The sequence below is a fragment of the Bartonella sp. JB63 genome, assembly GCF_002022665.1.
In the GTDB taxonomy this organism is placed as follows: Bacteria; Pseudomonadota; Alphaproteobacteria; order Rhizobiales; family Rhizobiaceae; genus Bartonella.
Genome location: NZ_CP019788.1, coordinates 180,257 through 206,013, shown reverse-complemented (window position 1 = coordinate 206,013; position 25,757 = coordinate 180,257). Strand labels below are relative to the sequence as shown.

18 protein-coding genes and 5 pseudogenes are annotated in these 25,757 nt (G+C 35.2%); 13 read left to right on the top strand and 10 right to left on the bottom strand.

Annotated features, from left to right (window positions below; all coding sequences use genetic code 11):
* Position 1 precedes the first annotated feature (1 nt).
* Positions 2 to 1,341 (top strand): annotated as a pseudogene (locus BJB63x_RS00925) (ATP-binding protein).
* Between the two features lie 47 nt (positions 1,342 to 1,388).
* On the opposite strand, the gene BJB63x_RS00920 reads toward BJB63x_RS00925, so the two are convergent.
* Both BJB63x_RS00920 and BJB63x_RS00915 read right to left on the bottom strand, forming a co-directional pair.
* Entirely contained in the window at positions 1,389 to 1,889 is a 501-nt protein-coding gene (locus BJB63x_RS00920) for a YbjN domain-containing protein (protein ID WP_078718611.1), read from the bottom strand.
* Between the two features lie 377 nt (positions 1,890 to 2,266).
* On the bottom strand, positions 2,267 to 2,539 hold the full coding sequence (locus BJB63x_RS00915) for an accessory factor UbiK family protein (protein ID WP_078718610.1): 273 nt from the start codon (positions 2,537 to 2,539) through the stop codon (positions 2,267 to 2,269).
* A gap of 194 nt (positions 2,540 to 2,733) precedes the next feature.
* On the opposite strand from BJB63x_RS00915, the gene lgt reads away from it, so the two are divergent.
* Genes lgt through pgeF form a run of 3 tightly spaced genes read left to right on the top strand, consistent with a single transcriptional unit; the run spans position 2,734 to position 5,514 of the window.
* Positions 2,734 to 3,591 carry a prolipoprotein diacylglyceryl transferase gene (gene lgt, locus BJB63x_RS00910; RefSeq protein WP_078719616.1) on the top strand — a complete coding sequence of 286 codons (858 nt, stop codon included), beginning with the start codon at positions 2,734 to 2,736 and terminating at the stop codon, positions 3,589 to 3,591.
* Positions 3,591 to 4,676 (top strand): class I SAM-dependent methyltransferase, encoded by a 1,086-nt coding sequence (locus BJB63x_RS00905; RefSeq protein ID WP_078718609.1) that lies wholly within the window; start codon positions 3,591 to 3,593, stop codon positions 4,674 to 4,676. Before lgt ends, BJB63x_RS00905 begins: the two co-directional genes overlap by 1 nt.
* Positions 4,677 to 4,734: 58 nt before the next feature.
* Complete coding sequence (pgeF, locus tag BJB63x_RS00900; RefSeq protein ID WP_078718608.1) at positions 4,735 to 5,514, top strand: peptidoglycan editing factor PgeF; 780 nt, start codon at positions 4,735 to 4,737, stop codon at positions 5,512 to 5,514.
* 193 nt (positions 5,515 to 5,707) lie between these two features.
* On the opposite strand, the gene BJB63x_RS00895 is transcribed toward pgeF, so the two are convergent.
* A complete protein-coding gene (locus tag BJB63x_RS00895; protein WP_078718607.1) occupies positions 5,708 to 6,172 on the bottom strand; it encodes a hypothetical protein in 465 nt (154 codons plus the stop codon).
* A gap of 661 nt (positions 6,173 to 6,833) precedes the next feature.
* Here BJB63x_RS00895 and BJB63x_RS00890 point away from each other — a divergent pair.
* Positions 6,834 to 7,766, top strand: a complete 933-nt coding sequence (locus BJB63x_RS00890; RefSeq protein WP_078718606.1) for a ribose-phosphate pyrophosphokinase — start codon at positions 6,834 to 6,836, stop codon at positions 7,764 to 7,766.
* Between the two features lie 526 nt (positions 7,767 to 8,292).
* Here BJB63x_RS00890 and BJB63x_RS06775 read toward each other — a convergent pair.
* Positions 8,293 to 8,924 (bottom strand): annotated as a pseudogene (locus BJB63x_RS06775) (hypothetical protein); the annotation flags it as partial.
* Between the two features lie 274 nt (positions 8,925 to 9,198).
* Here BJB63x_RS06775 and BJB63x_RS00880 point away from each other — a divergent pair.
* Entirely contained in the window at positions 9,199 to 9,825 is a 627-nt protein-coding gene (locus BJB63x_RS00880; protein WP_078718605.1) for a 50S ribosomal protein L25/general stress protein Ctc, read from the top strand.
* A gap of 70 nt (positions 9,826 to 9,895) precedes the next feature.
* A pseudogene (gene pth, locus BJB63x_RS00875) lies at positions 9,896 to 10,476 on the top strand (aminoacyl-tRNA hydrolase).
* Between the two features lie 118 nt (positions 10,477 to 10,594).
* Here pth and BJB63x_RS00870 read toward each other — a convergent pair.
* Positions 10,595 to 11,278 (bottom strand): L,D-transpeptidase, encoded by a 684-nt coding sequence (locus BJB63x_RS00870; protein WP_078719497.1) that lies wholly within the window; start codon positions 11,276 to 11,278, stop codon positions 10,595 to 10,597.
* Between the two features lie 267 nt (positions 11,279 to 11,545).
* Here BJB63x_RS00870 and ychF point away from each other — a divergent pair, with 267 nt between their 5' ends.
* A complete protein-coding gene (gene ychF, locus BJB63x_RS00865) occupies positions 11,546 to 12,649 on the top strand; it encodes a redox-regulated ATPase YchF (protein ID WP_078718604.1) in 1,104 nt (367 codons plus the stop codon).
* A gap of 140 nt (positions 12,650 to 12,789) precedes the next feature.
* Here the strand turns inward: ychF and BJB63x_RS00860 are convergent, their stop codons facing one another.
* The 4 genes and pseudogenes from BJB63x_RS00860 to petA all read right to left on the bottom strand — a co-directional run bounded on the left by BJB63x_RS00860 (position 12,790) and on the right by petA (position 15,821).
* Positions 12,790 to 13,236: a PRC-barrel domain-containing protein gene (locus tag BJB63x_RS00860; RefSeq protein ID WP_078718603.1), complete on the bottom strand. Its 447-nt coding sequence runs from the start codon at positions 13,234 to 13,236 to the stop codon at positions 12,790 to 12,792.
* A gap of 100 nt (positions 13,237 to 13,336) precedes the next feature.
* Positions 13,337 to 14,185: a cytochrome c1 gene (locus BJB63x_RS00855; RefSeq protein ID WP_236823860.1), complete on the bottom strand. Its 849-nt coding sequence runs from the start codon at positions 14,183 to 14,185 to the stop codon at positions 13,337 to 13,339.
* A 14-nt stretch (positions 14,186 to 14,199) separates the two neighbouring features.
* Positions 14,200 to 15,270, bottom strand: a pseudogene (locus tag BJB63x_RS00850) (cytochrome b).
* Positions 15,242 to 15,821: pseudogene (petA, locus tag BJB63x_RS00840) on the bottom strand (ubiquinol-cytochrome c reductase iron-sulfur subunit). Before petA ends, BJB63x_RS00850 begins: the two co-directional pseudogenes overlap by 29 nt.
* A gap of 244 nt (positions 15,822 to 16,065) precedes the next feature.
* On the opposite strand from petA, the gene BJB63x_RS00835 reads away from it, so the two are divergent.
* Complete coding sequence (locus BJB63x_RS00835; RefSeq protein ID WP_078718601.1) at positions 16,066 to 16,542, top strand: tRNA (cytidine(34)-2'-O)-methyltransferase; 477 nt, start codon at positions 16,066 to 16,068, stop codon at positions 16,540 to 16,542.
* A gap of 739 nt (positions 16,543 to 17,281) precedes the next feature.
* On the opposite strand, the gene BJB63x_RS00830 is transcribed toward BJB63x_RS00835, so the two are convergent.
* Positions 17,282 to 18,535: a CCA tRNA nucleotidyltransferase gene (locus tag BJB63x_RS00830; RefSeq protein ID WP_078718600.1), complete on the bottom strand. Its 1,254-nt coding sequence runs from the start codon at positions 18,533 to 18,535 to the stop codon at positions 17,282 to 17,284.
* 244 nt (positions 18,536 to 18,779) lie between these two features.
* Between BJB63x_RS00830 and BJB63x_RS00825 the strand changes: the two genes are divergently transcribed.
* Genes BJB63x_RS00825 through BJB63x_RS00810 form a run of 4 tightly spaced genes read left to right on the top strand, consistent with a single transcriptional unit; the run spans position 18,780 to position 25,610 of the window.
* Complete coding sequence (locus BJB63x_RS00825; protein WP_078718599.1) at positions 18,780 to 19,811, top strand: AAA family ATPase; 1,032 nt, start codon at positions 18,780 to 18,782, stop codon at positions 19,809 to 19,811.
* Positions 19,811 to 20,722 carry a DUF58 domain-containing protein gene (locus BJB63x_RS00820; RefSeq protein ID WP_078718598.1) on the top strand — a complete coding sequence of 304 codons (912 nt, stop codon included), beginning with the start codon at positions 19,811 to 19,813 and terminating at the stop codon, positions 20,720 to 20,722. Before BJB63x_RS00825 ends, BJB63x_RS00820 begins: the two co-directional genes overlap by 1 nt.
* Positions 20,719 to 23,517, top strand: coding sequence for a DUF4159 domain-containing protein (locus tag BJB63x_RS00815; protein ID WP_078718597.1), 2,799 nt, complete (start codon positions 20,719 to 20,721; stop codon positions 23,515 to 23,517). The genes BJB63x_RS00820 and BJB63x_RS00815 overlap by 4 nt, the downstream gene beginning before the upstream one ends.
* Positions 23,514 to 25,610 carry a glutamine amidotransferase gene (locus BJB63x_RS00810; RefSeq protein ID WP_078718596.1) on the top strand — a complete coding sequence of 699 codons (2,097 nt, stop codon included), beginning with the start codon at positions 23,514 to 23,516 and terminating at the stop codon, positions 25,608 to 25,610. The genes BJB63x_RS00815 and BJB63x_RS00810 overlap by 4 nt, the downstream gene beginning before the upstream one ends.
* Positions 25,611 to 25,757 lie beyond the last annotated feature (147 nt).

Genomic DNA, 25,757 nt, shown 5'->3' with positions numbered 1-25,757 from the left:
GATGATCGAACCTGCAAAAAAAATTGCGCGATGGTTATCTAAGAAAATGCCTAAACGACTCTATGCTCGTTCTTTGATCATCATTATCGCTCCTATGGTACTCTTGCAAACAGTAATTGGTTATGTTTTTATGGAACGTCATTGGCAAATGGTAACAGAACGTCTTTCAACCACTGTTGTTCATGATATTGCAGCGATCATCGATATAATTGAAACATATCCGCAACAACACAATTATGAAGATATTAAACGTATTGCACAAAAACGCATGGGATTAAACATCTCTATCCTCCCACCTGATTCTCTTCCCCCCCAGGACCTAAACCATTTTTTGCCATTCTTGATTACTTTTTAAGCGAAGAAATCACTCGTCAAATTAACCGCCCCTTTTGGATTGATACAGTCGGCGATTCTAATCTTGTCGAAATTCGCATCCACCTTGACCATAATATCTTGCGCGTTTTTGCCATGCGCAGTCAAGCCTATGCCTCTAATACCAGTATTTTCTTAAGCTGGATGGTAGGAACAGCCCTTGTTTTACTGTTGATAGCTATTTACTTTTTACGCAATCAAATCAAACCAATTCAACAATTAGCCAAAGCCGCAGAAAGTTTTGGACGCGGACATCCTTTACCAGAGGGATTCCAACCACAAGGAGCGGATGAAATACGTCGTGCTGGTATTGCTTTTTTACGTATGCGTGAACGTATTGAACGCCAAATTGAACAGCGTACCATGATGCTCTCAGGTGTAAGCCATGATCTAAGAACCATCCTCACACGTTTTAAGCTCCAACTCGCTTTAGTAAGTAATGATTTTGATATTAATCCGCTTGAACAAGATGTTAGTGACATGCAAAATATGTTAGAAGGCTACCTTGCCTTTGCACGCGGTGAAGGTAGCGAAAATATTAGCACCATCGATTTAAATGTTTTGATGCAAAAGTTTTCTAATAACGCTCATCTTCATCAACGTAAATTTTCCTATACGATTGAAGGCTCAGGACAAATACAAGTACGCCCACATGCGTTCACCCGCTTGATCGGCAATCTTTTATCAAATGCGTTTCATTATGCAAATACTATCCAACTCACAGCTATATCCCAGAAAGAATCTTTTATCATTACCATTGACGATGATGGACCAGGCATTCAAAAAGACATGCATAAAGAAGTTTTTAAGCCGTTCTTTCGGCTTGATAAATCACGAAATCAAGATGCAAGCGGAACAGGCCTTGGTCTTTCTATTGCTCAAGATATAGCACGTAGTCACGGAGGTAATATTCAATTAGATGATAGCCCATTAGGAGGTTTGCGCGCTATTATAGATATCCCTCTATAATACAGACTAAAAAACTTTAAAAGTAACAATCAGATATATTGAAGAGTTTAAGCATTTCCTACGGTCTCGAATAAAGCATATTGCAGTGCTCTATGAGCATTTTCACCAGCCCAAGCAACCATTTGAAAAGCAGCATAATGGCTTTCGCAAATTTTAAGAGCATAAATCAATAACGTCTCTACTTGTATATGGGATGGATGTACACCACCTGCTAGAAGAAGACCCTGTCGATAAATAACCGAATTGTCTCCTTGCCAATAATCAAAATGCCCCAGCAACAATTTTTCATTAATTGCTAATAACAAGCGCTGTATTTCCACTGTTCGAGTATTCTCAATAAAAAGATCAAAGGCGCAAGCTAAATGAAGAGCCTCTTGCTCTTCCATCCATGAAAAAGAAAGACGATAATAAGCCCGTTTTCCTTCTACGCAAACGCTAATTTCATCTTGTGCATTTCGCTCAAAAGACCAGTCATACTTACAAGCAATTTGTTCGATAAAATCAACCGGATGCTCTTCTCTTTCTGTGGCGCCAATGGCAAACCTCATCATGAACCCTCAATAATAAGAATGTTATCAATACAATGCAAAAACCTCTTATCGTAACAAAACTTGCTACAATCAAAGACTTCACACCAAACAAACACACACTAAAACGTAGACAATACACAATACCGGGAAATAAAATAATAATATTTCCTATGGTAGTATGACTTGATAAAGAAAAAACGAATCATCAAGCAACCTTAGTGTATTGATACAATTTCATGACGCTAGTCCTTTAATGCAAAAAAAATAATTTTTTGTAAAAAATGAACTAAAAATAAATCGCTAATCTGTTCTAACAGACTCAGGATTAAGCATTTTTTAATTTCGCATACAATGTAGAAAAATTGGGGATTATTTTTTCTAAGACTATTTGTTGCTTAGACTGAATCCGTTTTGACTTTTCTGCTTTTTTGTTTTTCTAAATCATCAAGACGTTTTTTCAAATCAGCACTTTCTGCATATAGTTTAAGAACCATTTCCTTAACTACTTCAAATTCTTCGCGTGAAACAAAGTCAAGTTTATTGATCATCTTTTCAGCCTGGGAACGAAAAGCAGTTTCAGCTTCACAGCGTACACCTTGTGCAATACCTACTGCATCTGTTGCTAATTTTGCCAGCTCATCAAGAATACGGTTTGATCCATTATACATGGGCTTTCCTTATTTATATAATATTGGAGAGATTGTATTTGCTTTTTATCCAATAGATATATCACTTTAAATCTATCAGTATTCCTTCACCTTCATTAACAACGGCAATTAACCTCTAACCTAACTTGACCATTTTGAATCCATCTGTCATGGTTTGATAATCATATAACTTCGTAAATGTAAAGCACTCTATCATGAATGATCTCCTTTTTTGTCCTGCTATTGCTTTTCCTCTCTTTCTTGATCCCGTTATCATCCATTTAGGACCGATAGCATTTCATTGGTACGGATTTGGTTATGTTGTAGGCATTCTGTTTGCCTGGTGGTATGCACAAGAATTACTGAAAAAAAGGTCTTTATGGTATAAAAATAAAGCGCCTATGTCTACCCAACAAATGAGTGATTTTGTTACCTTAGGTACTATTGGGATTGTGGTTGGTGGGCGCTTAGGACAAGTCCTTGTATGGGATCCCGTTTATTACTTCAATCATCCAAGTGATATCATCGCGATATGGAATGGCGGTATGTCATTTCATGGAGGGTTTATAGGTATAATCATCGCCATAATTTGGTTTTCTTATAAAAACAATATAAACGTATGGGGAATGTTTGATATAATTGCCGCAGGTGCTCCCATCGGCATCGGTATTGTACGGATATGCAATTTTATTAATCAAGAATTATGGGGAAATGTAACCACTGTCCCTTGGGCAGTTTGTTTTTACAATGATCCTCAATATCTCCCACGTCATCCTAGTCAAATTTATGAAGCCTTGATGGAAGGATTTTTTCTTTTTATCATTTTAGCTATTGTCATTTTTTCTTTCAAAGCATTAAAACGCCCTGGAACAATAACCGGAATATTTAATATAAGCTATGGAATAGCACGCAGCATTTCTGAAATTTTCCGTGTTCCTCAAGAAGACCCAGAATGGTTTGCAGCTCTCCTCCACCCTACTGGATTTACCTATGGCATGGCTTTATCATTGCCAATGATTCTTTTTGGTTGCTATGCGCTTCTCAAGAACTCCAAATATAAGTTTATAAAATAATGTCTAATCTAAAAGAAAGAATTAAAGAAATTATTATTCTCGATGGCTCAATCTCTGTTAGTCAATATATGACATTAGCGCTTACTGATCCTCAATCTGGCTATTATCAAAAACAAAAACCCTTTGGACATACTGGTGATTTCATCACAGCACCTGAAATAAGCCAATTATTCGGAGAGATGATTGGCATTTGGGCCATTATGAACTGGCAGGCCCAAGGCTGCCCAAATCCTTTCATCCTAGCTGAAATAGGTCCAGGACGCGGAACTCTTATGGATGATGTTTTACGCACCATCCGTAAAATTTGTATGTCAGCATACAACGCTGCAGATATTTTTCTTATTGAAATAAGCCAATACCTTGCAACAGAACAAAAAAAACGCCTCTCCTCTCACCAAAAACAAATTCACAGTATTGAAAATTTTGAACAAATTCCTTTTAAACCTCTTATTTTAATTGCAAATGAGCTCTTCGACGCACTCCCCATCGATCAATATATAAAAGTCAATGGAGAATGGAGAGAACGTCGTATTGCACTTAATCAAGAAGGTAATTTTACGTTTATCGTTAATGCGCATAAATTTCCTTTTACTAACTTACCAAACCACTGTGCTCAAATGCCTAATGGAACGATTTTAGAATACGCCCCATCACGAAACCAATTGATACAAAAAATTAGTAGCCACTTGATGCATACAAAAGGATCTGCCTTAGTTATTGATTATGGTGCATCCGATTTTGCATTTGGAGATACATTACAAGCCGTATCAAAACATAGATTCTGCGATATTTTTTCTGCTCCTGGTAAACATGATTTAACATCACATGTTAATTTTTTTTCTTTAAAAACAATCGCTATTCAACAAGGCTGTTTTGCTGAAATTCTAGAACAGAGAGATTTTCTTTTCAAAATGGGCCTACTTGAACGTGCAAAACAGCTTAGTGTCAATAAAAGCACTGTCATCAAAGAAAAAATTTACCAAGATATCGAACGGTTAACCGGTCCAAAGCAAATGGGTAAGCTTTTTAAAGTTCTTCACGTTAGTAATAAAAATATACAAATACCTCATTTTGATCACAAATAATGACAGACACAATTACCTCACATACCATTATTTTTTCAAATAATCATAGGAAGCTTTTATGGAACCCATTCTTGCAAAAGATCTTTGCAGTTTAAACTCACACCAAATTAAACATGGCTTTTTTACACGTCAAGAAGGTGTATCAAAAAGCTTTTATCAAAGCCTCAATGTAGGACAAAACTCAAACGATTACTCCGAATATATTACACAAAATCATACCTTAATCGCTCATTATTTTGATATTGAAATAAAAAATTTAATTACTGTTCACCAAATACACTCTTGTGAAGTTGTCATCGTTGATAAAGCTTTTATCGGTGAACGTCCAAAAGCTGATGCTCTGGTTACAACCAAAAAAGGATTAGCAATTGGTGTTCTTACAGCAGATTGTGGACCAGTTCTTTTTGCTGACCCGCAAGCTGGTGTCATTGGCGCTGCACATGCTGGTTGGCGAGGAAGTTTGAATGGAGTTTTGGAAAAAACAATCTCAGTAATGGAAGAACAAGGAGCCAAACGGCAATCAATCATAGCGGTACTTGGACCATGCATTGGCCCATGCCACTATGAAGTAAAAAGCGAATTTTATAACCACTTTATCGAACGTGATAATCAATTCGAAAAATATTTTTTAAAAACAGATAAAGCAGACCACTTTAGTTTTAATCTATGGACATTCATTATAAATCAACTTAAAAAAGAAGGAGTTCACGCCTCTTGTTTAGAACTTTGTACTTACCAAAATGAGAAGCGTTTCTTTTCTTACCGCCGCACAATTCACCGTAATGAACTCGATCATGGACGACAAATTTCAGCTATTATGTTAGGAATAAGTAAGTAAAGCTTTTTTACCTCTTTAGCTCCGAAAAAACTCTTAAAAATGTAAAAAATTCTCATTCAAATAGCTGATAGAGAGCTTATTATGTTGTTTCTCTTATAAAGCAAACTATTAGCTCACAAACTATATCTATTTTGCATATAACTTTTTAAATATTCCATAAAAACTCTTCAATTTATGATAATTATAATAAACATTAACGTACATTACAAATCTTGGTTCTACTATAAACATTGACATTGCCCCAAACTGCCGTATTATCAGAAACAGTACTTTCACCACAAACTTTGACATTACTGAAAACTCTGGCTTTATCATAAATTGTAGCATTTTTATAAACTAGAGCATCATTAAAAACCTTGGCATTACCGAAAATTTTAGAGTTATCGATAACTTTAGCATTGTCAAAAACTCTAGCTTTGTCATAAATTGTAGCATTTCCAGCAATCATAGCATTACCATAAACCAGAGCATCACAGAAAACCTTAGCATTATTATAAACCCAACAATCGTTTTCATGTGACAAATTCTTTTCATTTTCAATAAAGCCACCAAGATCACCCACTTTAACATTCCTAAAGTCTTTAAGAGCTCTAATGCGATAAAGCGTATGAGCACCAATTGTTATTTCTTCGCTTGTCAATTCATATTTCTTAAGCATAGCAATCTCTTACTATTTGATATTTGAAAATTTTTCAAAATATCTTAAAAAACATCTCCTTAACACCTATAACTTAATCCCTCTGAGAATAATTTTAATTGCATATGTTTGATATTAACAAATTTAATATCTCAAATGTAGGATTATAATCTCTCGTAATAATAAACAATTATATCCACATAATCTTCTGAACAAATAATTATATAAATATAATCATTTATATAAGTTTTATCAATTAACTAAAATACTTATTTATATTTAAAAAATGAACAATTAAAATTCTTCAAAATAGCGTTTTGAAATTTTTAAAACGCGTACTGATAATACTTTACTGATGCATTTGATGATTATCTTTTTAAACAAAACAGTGTAAAAGTGAAGAGAAATCTCATTTTTTTACTCTTTATAAAACAGTTTTTACTGCTCTATTTTTGCTTATAATACTGATTACTTTTAAACAATTTGTTTTTTTAGATGTTTTTTCTCACAATTTTAAAAATATTCTAGCAACAATAAGTATTTGACATAGATAAAAAAGCGCATTCATTATTTAAACAACGATGTGTAATTTATCATTCTTTTATAATTGTTGACTTGCAATCTGATAGTAAAAAGTTAAAAACTATCTCATGTTTAATCGTGATTACTCAGGGGTTCTATTATGAAACTTTTTTGCGGCAATTCTAATCCACGCCTCGCTGAAGATGTTGCAAACTATTTAAGCATTCCTCTAGGCAAAGCAACTGTAAAACGCTTTGCTGATCAAGAAATTTTTGTAGAATTGCATGAAAATGTACGTGGACAAGATGTATTTGTTTTGCAATCTTCATCCTATCCAGCAAATGATCATTTGATGGAATTACTTATTATGATTGATGCACTTCGTCGTTCTTCAACACGTCGCATTACAGCTGTCCTACCTTATTTTGGTTACGCTCGCCAAGATCGTAAACCTGGGCCACGTACTCCTATTTCTGCAAAGCTCGTTGCTAATCTCATTACTCAAGCGGGAGCTCATCGCGTTTTGACATTAGATCTTCATGCAGGACAAATCCAAGGTTTCTTTGATATTCCAACAGATAATCTTTACGCTGTTCCTGTTATTGCTCGTGATATTAAAATGCATTATTCTCTTGAAAATATAATCGTTGTTTCACCTGATGTTGGTGGTGTGGTGCGTGCACGCTCCTTAGCTAAGCGCTTAAATAGTTTGCTTGCCATTGTCGATAAACGTCGTGAACACCCAGGTGTATCAGAAGTAATGAACATCATCGGTCATATTGCTGGAAAAGATTGTATCTTGCTGGATGATATTGTCGATTCAGGTGGTACCCTGTGCAATGCAGCGAGCGCTCTTTTGCAACATGGTGCAAAAAGCGTCACAGCTTATATTACACATGGTGTCCTTTCTGGAAAGGCTATAGAGCGCATTACCAATTCAGAAATGAAAGAATTAGTTATTACTGATTCAATTATGCCAACAAAAGCAATTGAAGAAGCTCATAATATGCGTATTTTGCCAATTGCTGACTTAATCGGAGAAGCTATTGCAAGAACAGCGGCAGAACAATCTGTTTCAAGTTTATTTGGCTAAATTGATGCCTTTGGGATCTCCTTGTATTGTTTCTAAATTGAAACCAGGAAAAGCTACTATGCACTTACCACTAAAATCAATATGAATAATAAACTCACGTTTTTCAAAATAAATTAAAAAGCAAAGTGCACGACTTAAAGAATAAGTTCCTTAAGACGTACCAAAACTGCATCTGATGGGAAGAGCTTCCCCGTTACAGCTGCTTGCGCAACAATGTAAACACACCTTGAATATCATATTCCAAACTTTTTGATAGATGTAAAGCACATTTCCACTCTTCACTTACAGAAACTTCTTCATCAATAGAATCCTGAGTGATAGACAATTCACGCCGAAATTGCAAAATATTAGGAAAAAACTCATGATACACTATGAATAAAAAAATGTATCAAAAATTTTGCAATTGCCGAGATATTTGAACAAGAGCTTTTGTCTTTCTTTATTAATTCTTTTTTTGTGCATAACCTCTTCTAAATATTTTATGAATTTGTTGCTCTTTTACAGACTCTAGTAAATAATAGCATGGCATTATTTTTTTCGGATAAGGTAGTAAAAATGAGTTTTTTGCGTCATTTATTTCCATTGGAAGCGGCATTAGTTTCAGACTAGAAGAGCGTGCTAATTGTTTCAACAGAACCAATAGTAATTCGATAAAGAATGCTATGATAAAGCAGATCATAAAGCAATAAAGTGGCCACGCTCAAGATCTCAAAACATTTTTGCCTGATGACAGCCCATTCCTAAAAGATCATTAGCGCGTATTCATGTCAATATCTAAAAAGTGCTCCAAGAAAAACACTGAAAGCATGCGTCTGTTTTTGTATCTAGGTCTTCAAGACTAAAAACAACCGAAACTCGATTTTGGCGAATACGATGAGTAATTTTTATCAAATCTTTTTCGTTCCGTTGGGCTTCAACAAAAATATGGCTAAATTTATCAGCCAAAGTCACAAAATCATCTTCTAAATCAATAATACACTTTTGTACCCATGAAGAACTCTGTTTAAGAAAACATCGAAAAATGCGATTTCCTTGAATCAGAATTACCCTGTACAAGAAGACGTGTGCCAATAATTCCTTAAGATCAACAAATGCTGAAGATGATTTACGCAATGCACCATATTCTGACATTTCACCTAAGACAACCTCAACCTTAATAAGCCTCCTTATTTGATTTTTGAAAATCAATATCGATTCTGTTCTTTTCAGCATGCTCCTAACATTTCCTCTTCCATAAGGTTAGAAACTAAGGATTTTTCCAACAACTCTTGCATCTCTAAATGGTTTGAATTATAGAACAAACTTCTGTGTAGACACCCTTGGAGGCAACACAGAATGGGGTAGTCGCCGTTTCACAGCGTATATCTTCATATTCATGCAAAAACCACTACTAGTGGGCATGATTCTCCAATTATATAAAAAGGACTTAGTTATGAGCAAAAGCTATACTTTTAAAGCCGAAATACGCGAGCGGGTTGGTAAGGGGTCCTCCCGCAAACTTCGTCGTAACGGTCTCATTCCAGCTGTTATTTATGGTGATAAACAGCCTCCTTTGGCAATTTCAGTTCCCTATAAAGAGATTTTCTATAAAATTCATGCAGGTGGATTTCGTACCACTGTTGCAACTATTGAAATCGATAAACAGAAAATTCAAGTTTTACCAAAAGATTATCAACTTGATCCTGTTCGTGATTTTCCTATACATGTAGATTTCTTACGCATTTCAGCAAAATCTGTCGTGCATGTGCACATTCCTGTTCACTTCCTTAATGAAGATATAGCACCAGGAATTAAACGAGGCGGTGTCTTAAACATCGTGCGCCATGAAATTGAGTGTACTGCACTAGCACATGCCATCCCTGAAGCAATTGAGATTGATCTTTCCAGTTATTCCATTGGTGATTCTATACATATTTCTGCAGTGCAATTGCCAAAAGGTGTCACGCCCGTTATTCAAGAACGAGACTTTACCATCGCTACCATAGCTGCCCCTGCTAGCATAAGTGAGAGCGATAATTCTTCAGAAAAAGAGAACAATGAAAACAATACAAAAGCCTGAAAAACTTAATTAGGTGGAATCTTACCTTTTTAAAACTTTTCTTCTTTCTTTTACTTTACCGGAGATGCTCATGTTGCTCATTGGTGGTCTTGGCAATCCCGGTTCCCACTATAAAAATAACCGCCATAATATTGGTTTCATGGCCGTTAATACAATTCATCAGATCTTTTCTTTTTCTCCATGGTCAAAAAAATTCCAGGCTGAAATTTCTAGCGGTCTTATAAATGGTGAAAAAATTATCCTTATAAAACCACAAACTTTTATGAATTTATCTGGTCAATCAATTGGTGAAGCCTTGAGGTTTTATAAATTAGATTTAAACAATCTTATTGTCATTTACGATGAATTAGATTTACCACCTGGTAAAATAAGGATAAAAATTGGGGGGGAAGCAATGGACATAATGGTATCAAGTCTATTGACAGTCATTGTGGCACTAACTATTGTCGTGTACGATTAGGCATTGGACATCCTGGTGCTAAAGAATTGGTTAATCAGCATGTTTTAGGAAATTTTACAAAATCTGATCAAGAATGGTTAGCTCCTTTATTAGATGCAATTGCAAATAATATGGCACTCTTAATAAAAAGAAATAATAACTGTTTTATGAATAAAATTACATTGGCAATGGAAAGCAAAAACCTACAATAAAGCACTCTCTCGTGGAGATTAATATACATTCAAGACCTTTGATATTTTTCCCTTAAAAGAGATACTAAAGTTAATGAGATACCAAACTCAGTTAATAAACCCTAAAAATTTATTACACTTAAATAAACTCACCTGATGTATTTTCATCATTCTGTAACACTACTACACGTGAACCACTAGGAACACGATTATAAAGGTCAATAATGTCTTGATTGAGTAGACGGATACATCCACTAGAAATAGCGCGACCAATTGACCAAGCTTCATGTGAACCGTGAATACGGAAAAGTGTATCTTTCCCATCTTTGAAAAGATAAAATGCTCGTGCTCCTAATGGATTCTCAGGACCAGGTGGCATACCTTGGGCTAAATGACCATAACGTTCTGGTTCACGCTCCATCATTTTCTTAGTAGGAGCCCAACTAGGCCATCGGCGTTTATATTGTATAATCCCAACGCCTGTAAACGCTAAACCTTCTTTTCCAACACCAATACCATAACGTAAAGCTTTTCCATTTTCACCAACAAGATAAAGCAAACATGCTTGGGTATCTACAACTAATGTACCAGGAGGATAATCTGTATGATAATTGACCTGTTTACGCCAAAATTTTGGATTAATTGTTGAAAGATTAACTGCAGGTAAAAAATAAGGTTCATTTGTTACAGGCCCATATAAAGCCTGTATTTCCGGTGGAACATACTGAACCTTTTGAGAAAAAATAGACACTTTTGATTGACGTGTAAGACATCCAACCAAAGCCAAAGGCGCTGTAATTAAAAAAGTTCGACGAGATAACAACCCCATATTTTCTCCGATTATTTATTTTCGAAAACTTTGCATACTACGCGCACTGTTAATATTTATTAGTAAAACCATTATTAAAATTAAAGAATATTTAAAATGTAATAATAAAAAAATTATAGCAATTATTTCAGTATATTTTTTCACACTATCACCCGAACATAACAACTGCAGACTAGAACTCTTTTCAAAACATGCTATAGAAATACCAACAAAGCTTTATCTTAACCAGAATAAATTACAATCAATAAAGAAAGAGAATATATGGGATTTAAATGCGGTATTGTCGGATTACCCAATGTTGGCAAATCAACTCTCTTTAATGCATTAACAAAAACAGCTGCAGCACAAGCTGCCAATTATCCTTTCTGTACAATCGAACCTAATACCGGTGAAGTTGCTGTCCCAGATCTACGGATGAAAAAAATCGCCTCTATTGCTGGATCAAAAGAAATAATTCCTACACGTATTAGTTTTGTTGATATTGCAGGGCTTGTACGTGGTGCTTCAAAAGGGGAAGGTTTAGGAAATAAATTTTTAGCGAATATTCGTGAAGTTGATGCCATTATCCACGTCTTACGATGTTTTCAAGATGAAAATATTACACATGTAGAAGGACGAATTGATCCTATTTCTGATGCTATAACCGTTGAAACGGAACTCATGCTTTCAGATCTTGAAAGCCTTGAACGGCGAATCACACAAATTCGCAAACGTGCAACTGGAAAAGAGAAAGAAGCTCTTGCTATTCTCCCTATCATAGAATCTGCATTAAAATTACTGCAAAAAGGATACCCTGTACGATTAATGCTCAAAGATATTTCTGCCGATGAACGATGCATTCTTAATGGTTTGAATCTTTTAACATCAAAACCTGTTCTCTATGTTTGCAATGTCGGTGAAAATGAAGCTGCTCACGGTAATGATTTTACCCAAGCAGTTGAAAAAATGGCAACAGAACAGAATGCACAAACTATTGTCATTGCAGCTTCCATCGAAGCTGAAATTGCTCAACTTACTGACGAAGAGTCTTTAGAATATCTTAAAACTTTAGGGCTCTCTGAACCTGGCCTCAATCGACTCATTCGTACTGGCTATGATTTACTTGACCTAATTACTTACTTTACTTGTGGTCCTAAAGAAACACGAGCATGGACAATTGTGCGCGGAATAAAAGCACCTCAAGCTGCTGGTGTCATTCATTCAGATTTTGAACGTGGCTTTATTCGTGCCCAAACTATTAGCTATGAAGATTATATTGCTTTTGGTGGAGAAAACGGAGCAAAAGAAGCAGGAAAAGCTCGCGATGAAGGTAAAGAATATATTGTGCAAGACGGTGATATTATATTGTTTAAGCATAATACCTAATGCATCTCTTTTGAAGTCTTAGATCTCTTAACTCTTTAAAATTTTTCTTTATATCAATTGTTTCTGCTCCCTTAAGAAAATTTTCAGAAAAAATAGCCGCATTATATTATAAGCGGCTATTTTATTTCTAAAATAAAAAATTAACGAGTCCAACGACCTTCATATTTAAATTCTGGAGCACCTTTTAAGGAATCCTTTGTTGCATTGATAATAAACTTCCATTTACCATAATCGTTTGTCTTTTGAATTGTATCAGGAGAAACAACTACATAGCGTTCTCCTATACCAAGAAAGCCACCAATACCAATAACAATTCCTTCGACACTGTTCTCACGCAAAATAATATCTTTCACTTCACCAATATTTTCATCTTCCATATTGTATACATTAGCACCAATAAGACTTGAAGCAACGAAATCAGATGCTGAAGGTGTAATGTAACGCGCGACCATATCTGAACCAATTCGTACAATACCTGTTGATGAAATTACCTCAGTTTCAAAAGGCGTTGTAGGTGTAAAAGACTGAGCATACGCACCAGAAACCATAAAAATTGACACGAAAGCAGTGCAAACAATTTTCTTCATTTTATAATTCTCCGTTTTTACTTTATGAACTCTCAATGCATCATTATAAAATTTGTTCCCTACACGTTTTTGAGATAGCTTATTTTGTGTGCTTATTTTTTCATTTTTTGTTTCTCTTCAAATTCTTATCTAAATCATGCCAAATTCTTCTTTTCATACTATAAAGCACTCCAAAAATAATTAAAAATAAAATAACATGAAAACCTGTTTTCTTACGAATTTCCATATAAGGATCAGCTGCCCACATTAAAAAAGAAGACACATCACGCGCATAATGTTCAACCGTTTCTTGTGTTCCATCCTCATAAGAAACAAGACCATCCTTCAAAGGAGGTACCATAGCTAAAACATCACCTGCAATAAAATAAGGATTATACCAGTAACCTTTAGCGATTTTTTTATTCTTTGGAGCCTCTTGATACCCTGTTAAAAGAGCTGTAATATAATCAGGACCAACAGTATTATAATTGGTCAAAACATCAGTAATTAAAGCAGGAAATGGTAAAGAAACAAAACGTGTACGCGTCATCAATGATAAATCAGCAGGCTCAACGCCATTATGCATAAATTTCGCTTCTTCAATATTAGAAAAAGGGGAAAGAAAATAATCTGACGCAATACCAGATCTCTTAAAAAATTTTCCTTCTTTATTAGGACCATCGCTTACTTCATATTGCGAAGCAAAAGCTTTAATCTGTTCCTGATCATAACTCAGTGCTTTTAAATCACGAAAAGATACATATTTTAGCCCATCGCAACTAGCACATACTTTTTTATAAACCTTAAACCCACATCGTAATTGCGCTTTATCATAAATACCAAATGGCCCCGAAAAATTCCAATCTTGTTTTTGAGGTACATAAAAGGGAAAGGAAGCATGTTCTCTCTTATCAAAGAGATTACCGGCAACGCTTTGAAAAGAAAAGACGATAACTCCTATTAAGATCAATTCAATAAAAGCCTTTACCTGGTTGATTTGTTCTCTGTTTTAGATCTTCGTTTTAGATCTTCCATAATCGAAGTAGGCATACGACTTCTCTTTTCAAAATAGAGTATGATTGGTAAAATAATTAAAAAGAATATAAAATAATACGCTGTTGCTAATTGTGCCCACAAAAAATACTAGAATTAGTCTCTTTTGAACCAATATAACCAAGCAAAACAACATCAATGATTAATATCCAGAAGAAAATTTTATAAAGAGGTCTATATCTTGCTAAATGTATTTTTGAACGGTCAAACCATGGAACCAAAATAAAAATAAAAACCAAGAAAAAAATCATAAAAACAGTAATAGAAAAAATATCTTTAATAAGCGCATAAGGAGAAAAAGGAATTATTTCCTCATCTGATTGTATTTCAATTCATGTTGGATTGCTCTGTCCAACTTGGTGAATTCCCCAAATATGAAGACCTATAAGAAAAGGTAAAAAACGACAATAAATAATGGAAAACATAAAAACGATTAAGTGTCGGCTGCCCTACACTATAACCAACAACAAGCGTCTCATATAACCATGTTCCGAAGAAATAACCTTTTAAAAACCAGTAATTATCAAAGCCGTAGAAGTAGACATCATCCTCCAAACCAATACATAATCCAAAAATGAAACTACCATCATAATGATATAGATGAAGATACCCGTCACCCAAACCATTTCACGCATATTTTTATAAGAACCATAATAAAGTCCTCGTGCCAAATGGATGTAGACAGCAATAAAAAAGAACGAAGATCCCACAGAATACCAGGGACGAAAAAGCCAACCAAACTGTCATTCACGCCTAAATAGTCCACCTGTTTCAAAAGCTAAATGAACATCTGGCACAGATGTGCATAGCTAATACAATACCTGTTAAAAGCTAAGATAAAAGCATAATAGTTAAAATACCACCAAATGTATAAAAATAACTAAGGTTACGCGAAACAGGAAAAGCTATAAAAGTATTGTATAAAAAACGAAGAAGAGGCAAATGCTTATCAAGCCAACGAGCAAGATCTCTTTTAGGAAGATAAGGGAAAAATTTCCTCATTACACCATCCTATTCTTAGTAAATTATCAGAAAGAAATTGATAAAGTGGAATAGCTAAATTATAGTTCGCTGGACCTGTTCTTACTATTCCAGCAGTATCGTAAATAGATCCATGACAAGGACATAACCATTCACCAAATTGACCTAATCAATCAAGTATTACACAGCCTAGATGAGTACATAGATTAATCAATTAGCCAATTTTCACGTCTCTTTCCTGCTGAATGCGCAAAATCTGTCGCTTCTGCTTCATTTTTAAGATTAGGATTGCGTGCTTGACGATCTTTAAGATCACTCAATTTAACATCTTGAGCTTCAGCTATTTCTTTTGCAGTACGATTACGAATGACGACAGGCTGTCCACATCATTTTACTGTCACCGACATATCTTCCTCAATATCAGAGAGATCAACCTCAATAGAAGCAGCAGATAAAACAGCTTGATCAGGATGTAATTGACTAATAAAAGGCCATGTAACGGTACCAACCCCCACTACACCAACAACACCTGTTGCTAAAAACAGAAAATCCCGCCGTGTTTTCTTATCTATTACCTTGTAAAAAATCTGTTATTTATTTTACTTCTGTATCATATACATCTTACTAATTTCAATCCTCTATTTTCTAACTTTTTGCATCATAAAAGCTATCCTAAAAGAAAAATTCTTTTCATACAGGCTAGTATGCATATTGTATTATATTTAATAAATTAATAAAAGCTATCTCTTTGAAATCATTATCGCTATAAATAGCTTCTTTGTAAATCAGTCTAAAAATACTAAAATTTTGTAATACATGACACTTCACATCGCTCTTTTTCAACCAGATATCGCTGGTAACACAGGAACAATCTTACGTCTTAGTGCTTGTTTTGGTCTGCATATACACATTATTGAGCCCGCGGGCTTTGATTTATCCGACCGCAATCTTAAACGGGCAGGTATGGATTATCTTGAACGAGCTTCATTAGAGCGTCACCTTAATTGGCAAAATTTTATTGATACCATGCAACGCTTTAACCATCGTCTTTTGCTCTTAAGTACAAAAGCAAAGACGTGTTACACAGAAATGCGTTATCAAAAAAACGATGTTTTACTTTTTGGCCGTGAATCAGCAGGTGTTCCCGATTATGTTTATAAAGCAGCTGATTATGCATTAACAATTCCTATGCTATCACACGCACGCTCTTTAAATCTCGCAATGAGTGTTGCCATGACAACAGGAGAAGCACTTCGTCAAATTGGTTATAATGAAATAAGAAAAATCTTATGATAAAAGACTAAACTTTATAACCATATTAATCTTCATAATAGAAAGCTATTTTATTAGACGATAAAATTTTTAATGGTGATAGAAATTACATTGAAAAAATAAAAGTTGTTAAGTTTGATCGTCACATTTTAAAGAAACAATTTTACAAAATGGTCTTAATAAAAGATAGCGTGGGGAAAAAGATTATAGTTCTTTTATATTTTAAATACGAATACATTTTCGCATTATACTTAAGTTTTTACTCAATTATTGATTCAGAGTAGCCATTAAATCAAACTATGAGCATATGCTAAATAAAAAGTGCTCTATAGAAAAGATTACCAAAGAGTTATATAATGCAACTAAGCTGAACATGAAAAACTACTAGCAGCAGTTTTGATCAAAATGGTATTTGCTTTTCTGAAACAAAATTTTACAATAATAAACTACGATCGGTATTATCTAAAATAACTTTCATAGAAACAAAAATTTAAAAGTATTGAAAAACCAATTTTTAATGCAACATTATTGTAAGATGACTTACTCTCATCATTCATGCTTCTATGAAACATAAATAAATTGAACATAATTACTTTTTGGCCCTATTTATATAAGGACATTATTTTCTGTGAACTAAAAAAGATGATATTAGCAGGAACATATTTTTTATGCATCAAAATAATTACATAACGATAAAATCCTACAAACACAAACCAAATAACAAAGAAAAGTTCAAAGTATTCCTAACAAAAATATAATATTACTGCTCAATTTTTTCTAATAGTTTATTACGGTCAATCAAAAAGCCACTTTTGATCCATATTGTTTCCAGTTCTTTGAGTTTTTTTCCTAAAAATATCCCTTGTACTAACCCTCTTTCTAATAAATCCTTGCCACTAATAGGGAAAGTTGGAATTTGCCATTTTCGAGCAAGTTGATAAAGCCTAATATAACATTTTTCTTTTTGAGCAGCTTTAATGTCCTTTAAAGTGTGGTCGTGTGCAATTGCCAAAGACAAAGCTAATTGATCTAAAATTGGTTGCCGACCATAAAGATAAATCATTCTTTGTACAAAAATATCTGAACAATCATGATTAATCAGTTCCAACCCTGACCATTTCTTTAGCCGTATTTTCTCTTTATTAGACAAACGTAAACGACGAGTCATATCATGAATACGCATGATATCAGGAGGAATAAGACTTTCTAATCGCAAAAATGGATCTACCTTCCAACCCAAAGCCTGCTCTGTTTTGATAAGTGAGTGGATTACATCAATACCCCATCTTTCTGTCTCAGGTAGAATGAGCGTTAAAATTCCACTTTGACGCATCCATAAAAGAGCACGCGTTGGATCTGAAGCAGTCAAAAGTTTTTTCATTTCTTCCCAAATACGCTCTGGTGAAAGCTTTTTTAAACTTTGTTTTAAACGAACACATGCTTTTAATCCTTCTGAATCAGGACGTCCTTTTCCATACCAAGCAAAAAAACGAAAAAAACGCAAAATACGTAAATAATCTTCACAAATACGCTGCTCCGAAGCACCGATAAAACGAATCGTTCGAGTTGCAATATCATGCAGACCTCCCACCTCATCATAAATTTCGCCAGCTGCATTACAATAGAGTGCATTGATAGTAAAATCTCGCCGTTCAGCATCTTTTTTCCAATCGCGACTAAAAATAACTTTAGCGTGACGGCCATCGGTTTCAATATCAGAGCGAAGTGTTGTAACCTCGTAAGAGCATGACTTGCCAACTACTGTCACTGTACCAAAATTAATCCCCGTAGGAATAGCTTTAAATCCTACTTCTTCTACACGCTTTACAACCTGTCGTGGCAAACAGGTTGTTGCAATATCAATATCGCTAATAGGCTGTTGCAAAAGCTGATTACGTACAGCACCACCAACAACACGTGCTTCTTCACCATCAAGTGATAAAACACGAAGAAGTGTTTGAATATCGCTACACTTCAACCATGCAGCCTGTTTGAAATTTTGTGTTATATTCACCCTTTAACCTTTCAAACAAACCTTCATTATTTCTCTCAAAACTTGTAAATTTCAATGCACACAACGCATAATATATTTCTTATAAACTACAATCTTTCTCTATAAAAATATTTTTATCTGTACGAAGAATACAAAAAACAGCTTATCACACTTCTTTTCTTTTTATTTTCTGTTACAAATTGTAAAAAGATTTATAATCATAGAATAAATATTATTTTACGACACAGGGCTTTAAGGAAAAAATATGAGTCAATATGATACATTATCTCATTCTACTGAAAAAGCGAGTATCAAAGATAATACCTCATTAATTGTTAAAGATATTGATGAAGCACACAAAGAGCTAGATATTCTACAAAAAGCAATTGACAAAGTTATTTTTGGACAAAGTCATGTGATTGAATACACCTTAACAGCTATCTTTGCGGGAGGACATGCCCTCCTTGTTGGTGTTCCAGGACTTGCTAAAACGTGCCTTGTTGAAACACTTGGAATCGTCTTAGGACTTGATTCAAAACGCATCCAATTTACACCAGATTTAATGCCATCAGATATTATTGGTTCTGAAATTATGGATTCAGATAAAAATGGTCAACGCTCTTTCCGTTATATTCAGGGTCCTATCTTTACTCAACTTCTCATGGCCGATGAAATTAACCGTGCTTCTCCTCGTACTCAATCAGCTCTTCTCCAAGCCATGCAAGAATATCATGTCACTATTTCTGGAACGCGTTATGATCTACCACAACCCTTTCATGTACTTGCAACTCAAAATCCTGTTGAACAAGAAGGAACTTACTCTCTTCCTGAAGCGCAACTAGATCGCTTTTTAATGCAAATTGACATTGACTATCCGGATCTAGCTACAGAACGGCGTATCATCTTAGAAACAACAGGTAAAAAAAATCAAGTTGCAAAACCTGTTTTATCAATCAAAAAATTACAAAAAATTCAAAATATTGTCCGCCAAATGCCAATTTCTGAAAGTGTTGTTGAAGCTATTTTGAAACTAGTGCGTTCAGCTCGTCCTCATAAAGATAATTCTCTTGCAAATACTTATATTTCTTGGGGTCCTGGTCCCCGGGCATCACAAGCACTTTCACTTTGTGTTCGTGCTCGTGCCTTTTACTATGGACGTTTAGCCCCTTCGCTTGATGATATTCAAGCACTCGCCCAACCCGTATTACAACATCGCATGGCACTTAATTTTTCTGCACATGCTGAAAATATAACTATAAAAGATATTATTGCTAATCTTGTGAAAGACTCCCTCTAATGGCTATTGGCAAAAAAATTTTTAAGGAAAGTCCAAAATCACTTGCTGGGAAACTGCAGAAAGATGCAGCTAATATGCCCTGTTTTCTTTTACAAGCAAACCGTATTGCCAATACACTAATAACCGGAAGGCATAGTCAACGCAAACGTGGCAATGGAGAAAATTTCTGGCAATTTCGTCCTTATGTGGAAGGAGAATCGACTACACATATTGACTGGCGTCGTTCAGCACGTGATGAACATATCTACCTACGTGAACGTGAATGGGAAACAATGCAAACAGTTTGGATTTGGCCCGATCAAAGTGCTTCTATGCAATATTGTTCATGCTTTTCAAAAATCTCTAAAGGCAATCATGCTATCATTCTTTCCCTTGCTTTGGCAAAACTTCTTGCAAAAAATGGTGAATATATTGCCATTCCCGGTTTAATGGCTCCAACGAGCACTTCCAATGCAATGGAGCGTATGGCTTTAGCTTTAACGAATTATCAAGGTGAAAATTCATTTCCAAATTTCTCAACTGTTACTCGTTTTTCACAAGTCATAATAATAAGTGACTTCCTTGACGATAGTGAAAAAATTATCGATCACCTAACAGTTTTAGCTACAAAACAAGTCAATGCACATCTCATTGAAGTTACCGATCCAGCAGAAGAACGTTTCCCTTACACAGGCCATACAGAATTTTTTGATCCTGAAACAAAAGAAAAACTTCTTATAAGAAAAGCAGAAAACTTGCGTAAGAACTATCACAAGCTCTACCAAGAAAGACGAAAAAAACTAGCAGAATTTTGTTCGCATCAAGGATGGACTTACCAGGTTAGCTTAACTGATACCCCTGTAACTGAGGTCATTGTACGCCTTGCAAACAAAACGCAACCCTCTAAATCTTATCTAAGGAGATCACTTTGAGTTTTGATGCTCCTTTACTTTTGCTTGGACTTTTGGCTTTACCGGTTATTTGGTGGCTGTTGAGAACAACACCTCCAAACCCTCGTAAAGAACTTTTTCCCCCTTTACACCTTTTGCTTAAAAAAACTAATCAACAGGAAACTGTTAATTATACACCTTGGTGGTTATTATTGTTACGATTAATTATAGCAACACTTATAATTATCGCATTAGCACGTCCTACTTCGATTCAAAAATCAATTGTATTTTCTGGTTCTCACCCTCTTGCACTCATCATTGATAATGGATGGGCATCCGCTGAAGAATGGAAAAAACGCATTGCTGTTGCCAAATCCTTACTCGCACAAGCAGAAAAACACCAAAAAAATATTTATTTGCTTGCAACAGCTGAAAACAATACTCAAGATATTGGTCCTTTTTCTGCAGAAGTTATCAAACAGTATTTACTACATTTATGTCCTCGTCCTTGGCCTGTCAACCGCGTTCAAGCCTTTCAAAAACTCACAGAACAGATTAATGAAAAACCTCTTGATATTGCTTATTTAAGTGATGGTTTGCAAACAAATGAAGATGAGCAGGCTTTTGCTCTTATGAAGCAGTTAAAGCTAAAAAAATTCTTATGGTATGCAGATGATATTTCTACTCTTGCGGGCATAACAAACATACAAAATAATAATGGAAATATGTCAGCACGTGTTATCCGTGCAACCACTTATGGTGAAACTCCAATAACACTCAACCTTTATGATTTTAAAAATCAACTCCTTACTCGTTTTACGACAAATTTTAATGAAGGAGAAACGACTGCTCTTATTCCTTTTAATCTACCACTTGAGCTACATAATCATATCGCGTGGATTAAAATTGATAAACAGGACCACGCTGCTGCAACTTTTTTAGTCGACAGCCGTAGCCGAATAAACCGCGTTGCTCTTTTATCACCAAATATCAATAAAATGGTGCAGCCCTTACTTTCTCCAATGTACTACGTTATCAAAGCATTACAAGATCATACACAGCTTATAACAATGGAAGGAGGAGAACTTTCAATTGATATTGATCGTTTACTTAAACAAAATCCATCTGTTTTCATTATGGGTGATATAATTAATATTGCAAAAGAAGCAGAAAAAAAGCTTTCTGATTTTGTCAATCAAGGAGGAATACTTATCCGTTTTGCTGGAGAAAATCTGAGTACTGCAAAACATTATGATAGTTTATTACCTGTGTCATTACGTTCTGGTAAACGCTCACTTGGTAGTGTTATGTCCTGGGCAAAACCACAAAAATTAGCGCCTTTTGCAAAAAATAGTTTCTTTTTTGACCTTTCCTTTCCAGAAGATATCACTGTTTCACGTCAAATTCTTGCAGAACCAAACTCAGATCTTTTTGAAAAAACATGGCTTAGTCTTGCAGATGGTACTCCCCTTATTACAGCAGCCAATCATGGTAAAGGTATGCTCATTCTTATTCATGTAGCACCTGATCCTACATGGTCGAATCTCCCTCTGTCCGGTTTTTTTGCACAAATGTTACAAAAACTTATTACGCTTAGTACACTTAGTACACATGCAAAAGAAACTACAACGCAAATAAAAACAATACACAATCCTTGGCAAACACTCAATGCTAATGGTCAATTACAAACAGCTCCTTCTCATGTTATCCCACTTATTACAGATGCACAGAATCCTCCCCTTCCATCCTACTATACCCCACCTGGACTTTATGGCGTTGAAAACAATCTCTATGCCTTCAATCTACTCAATCATACATCACACTTAATAAAACAATCATTATTACCTACCTCCTTAAGTGAGAAACCTTTATCCTACGATATACAAGAAAAACATTTTACTGGAATCCTTTTAGGACTAACCAGCTTATTATTAGCTCTTGATAGTTTTTTAGCTCTATGGATAAACAGATCTTTTCTTTTTAATCGACGATACAATATGTCACTTCTTCTGCCTTTTATAGTAGTTTTCATCGTCTTATTTCCATATTCACCGACTGTACAGGCACAAATTATAGAAGACTATGATGAAACTATTGTACAAGCAGCAGGTTCTACCCATCTCGCTTATGTTATAACCAATAGTCATGAAATTGATACAACGAGTAAAAGTGGGTTAGAAGCGCTCAGTCAATTTATAGCAGAGCGTACAATGCTTTCACCTGGTCCTGTAGTAGCACTCGATCTTGATAAAGATGAACTCTCTTTCTATCCTCTTATTTACTGGCCAATTGATGCTAATAGTCCCATGCCGACACAAAAAAGCCTTGAAAAAATCAATGCCTTTATGAAACACGGTGGTACAATTTTATTTGACACTCGTGATCAAATAAATACAAATTTTAACCTCGAAGAAGTAGCTACACCAGCCACACAAAGATTACGTGATATATTAAGTGGATTAAATATTTCAACGCTTGAACCAGCATCAATTGAGCATGTTATTGCTCGTTCTTTTTATATTATGCCTGATTTTCCTGGGCTTTATCGTGGTTCCCCCTTATGGGTTGAATCATCCTCAATAAACAAAAACTCTATCACTACTGGTGATAATGTTAGTTCTCTTCTTATCACTGCGAATAACTTTGCTGCTGCTTGGGCACTAAACGAAAAAGGCATTTGGAAATATCCACTTATTCCTAATGACCCTATGCAACGACTGTGGGCATTTCGTGCAGGATTGAATATTGTCATTTATATACTTACAGGAAATTATAAAGCCGACCAGATTCATGTTCCTGCATTATTAGAACGTTTTAATAAAGAAAGAAGGCAATGATAGAATCTCTCATTTTTCAACCTTCTCTGTCTATTGCTTGGCTTCTTTTTTTAGGAGGGCTCCCTGCTTTTTTTATAATCATTGGCCTTATTACACGATGTCGCGGAGCCTTTTTACGCCTTACAGCACTAATCTCACTCATCCTTGTGCTACTTAATCCAATGATCACAAAAGAACAGCGTGAACCCGTTAAAAGTACTGTAGGTATTGTTATTGATCATAGCGAAAGCCAAACGTTTGGCACACGTGAAGAAGATAGCAATAAAGCACGTATACAACTAAAAAATGTACTGGCGAGTTATCCACAATTCGAACCGCGCTTCATTGAAGTTGGAAAATTTTCTGATGATCATTATGCACCATCAACAAATTTGTTTCACGCTCTAACACAAGCTATATCTGATATACAACCTTCTCGCTATGCAGGAACGATTTTGATCACGGATGGACAAGTACATGATATTCCTCAGCTATCAGAATTTAATCATGATGCACCAATTAATGCTTTGATAACAGGTAAAACGGATGAATTTGACCGCCAAATTAAATTTATCGCACCTCCCCGCTTTGCTCTTGTTAATAAACCAATCATACTCTCCATTTTGGTAGAAGACAAAGGGCAGTTTAAAGATCCTATGCCAGCACAAGCAAATATTATTGTAAGAATCAATGATCAAGAGGTTGGTCATCATTCTGTGACCCCCGGTGTCATCTTTCAAACTGAAATCATCCTACCCCACGCCGAAAAAAATATCATTCAAGTTACAACTGACACACATGAAGGTGAATTAAGCCTTGATAACAATCGCGCTATAACTGTTATTGAAGGGATTAGAGAAAATTTGCGAGTTCTTTTGATTTCAGGAGCACCCTATAATGGTGAACGTACATGGCGTGATCTTTTAAAAAGTGATTCTAATATTGATCTTGTTCATTTCACTATTTTGCGTCCACCTGAAAAAGCCGATAATACACCTGTAAATCAATTATCACTTGTAATCTTTCCTACCACAAAATTATTTGTTGAAGACATCAATAATTTTGATCTTGTTATTCTTGATGGCTACCAACATTCCACTGCCCTTCCATTGATTTACTATGATTATATTGCCCAATATGTACAAAAAGGTGGCGCATTACTGATAGTAACAGGACCTGAATTTACTAAAGAATTTTCACTAGCTAAAACGCCTTTAATACGTGTTCTACCAGCACTGCCAAATGGTGCTATTATTCAAAAGCCTTTTCGCCCTACCTTAACCAAAGTAGGTGAACGTCACCCTGTTACGCGAGGACTTGCAACACCTACCCATCCAGCTCATCAATGGGGACGATGGTTGCGACAAATTGCAATTCAAAATACAGGAAAAAACATTGCCATCATGAAAGGAGCCGATGAACAACCGCTTTTGCTTCTTTCTCACGTTGATAAAGGTCGTGTAGGAATGTTACTTTCCGATGAAAGTTGGCTTTGGGCACGAGGTTTTGAAGGAGGAGGTCCTTATGCAGCTCTTTATCGTCGAATTGCTCACTGGCTGATGAAAGAACCAGAACTTGAAGAAGAAAAATTAAGCGCTTTGAGTCACCATTATCATTTAACAATTCGTCGGCAAACGCTTCAAAATCATCCAAAACCAGTTGAAATAATCTTTCCCTCTGGCAAAAAAAAGAATATCACTCTTACAAAAGAACAAGAAGGTGTATTTACAGGAAGTATTCAGACCAATGAAACAGGAATCTTTACCATCCATAATGGCGATCAAACAGTATTTTCTACTGTAGGGTCAATCAATAGCCCTGAATTATCTGATTTAATTTCGACAGAAGAAAAACTTGCTCCCATCAGTAAACACACTGGTGGTAATGTTGTGCGTTTATGGAATGAAGAAAAAAATAGTATTCATCTTCCTCCAATCAAACTTATCCAATCAAAAACAGGAAAAATCTCATCTCTTTCTCATTCAATTGTTCTAAAAGAAGCAACAGAAACCCGTTTGGTTAATATCTCTCATTTTCCTATTTTTTCTGGATTTTTAGCGTTGCTTACCTGCCTTTTATTATTGAGCAGCGTATGGTACCGTGAAAATCATTAAAAAATTCTGAGTAACTTTATAGCTACTTGAAAGCGGTTTATGCTTTAACACGAACAATAATTTACCCTCCAACATTTCTAATACACCTTCTTGTAATTCCAAAGCTAATTAATCGCTGTGGTTTTACGGGTGCAAATATCTGTATTT

Bases quoted from the DNA above. Each gene is read 5' to 3' on its own strand.
- ychF (WP_078718604.1), top strand. From the start codon at position 11,546: ATGGGATTTAAATGCGGTATTGTCGGATTACCCAATGTTGGCAAATCA.
- BJB63x_RS00825 (WP_078718599.1), top strand. From the start codon at position 18,780: ATGAGTCAATATGATACATTATCTCATTCTACTGAAAAAGCGAGTATC.
- BJB63x_RS00915 (WP_078718610.1), bottom strand. From the start codon at position 2,539: ATGTATAATGGATCAAACCGTATTCTTGATGAGCTGGCAAAATTAGCA.
- BJB63x_RS00820 (WP_078718598.1), top strand. From the start codon at position 19,811: ATGGCTATTGGCAAAAAAATTTTTAAGGAAAGTCCAAAATCACTTGCT.
- BJB63x_RS00880 (WP_078718605.1), top strand. From the start codon at position 9,199: ATGAGCAAAAGCTATACTTTTAAAGCCGAAATACGCGAGCGGGTTGGT.
- lgt (WP_078719616.1), top strand. From the start codon at position 2,734: ATGAATGATCTCCTTTTTTGTCCTGCTATTGCTTTTCCTCTCTTTCTT.
- pgeF (WP_078718608.1), top strand. From the start codon at position 4,735: ATGGAACCCATTCTTGCAAAAGATCTTTGCAGTTTAAACTCACACCAA.
- BJB63x_RS00890 (WP_078718606.1), top strand. From the start codon at position 6,834: ATGAAACTTTTTTGCGGCAATTCTAATCCACGCCTCGCTGAAGATGTT.
- BJB63x_RS00905 (WP_078718609.1), top strand. From the start codon at position 3,591: ATGTCTAATCTAAAAGAAAGAATTAAAGAAATTATTATTCTCGATGGC.
- BJB63x_RS00860 (WP_078718603.1), bottom strand. From the start codon at position 13,236: ATGAAGAAAATTGTTTGCACTGCTTTCGTGTCAATTTTTATGGTTTCT.
- BJB63x_RS00895 (WP_078718607.1), bottom strand. From the start codon at position 6,172: ATGCTTAAGAAATATGAATTGACAAGCGAAGAAATAACAATTGGTGCT.
- BJB63x_RS00835 (WP_078718601.1), top strand. From the start codon at position 16,066: ATGACACTTCACATCGCTCTTTTTCAACCAGATATCGCTGGTAACACA.
- BJB63x_RS00920 (WP_078718611.1), bottom strand. From the start codon at position 1,889: ATGAGGTTTGCCATTGGCGCCACAGAAAGAGAAGAGCATCCGGTTGAT.
- BJB63x_RS00810 (WP_078718596.1), top strand. From the start codon at position 23,514: ATGATAGAATCTCTCATTTTTCAACCTTCTCTGTCTATTGCTTGGCTT.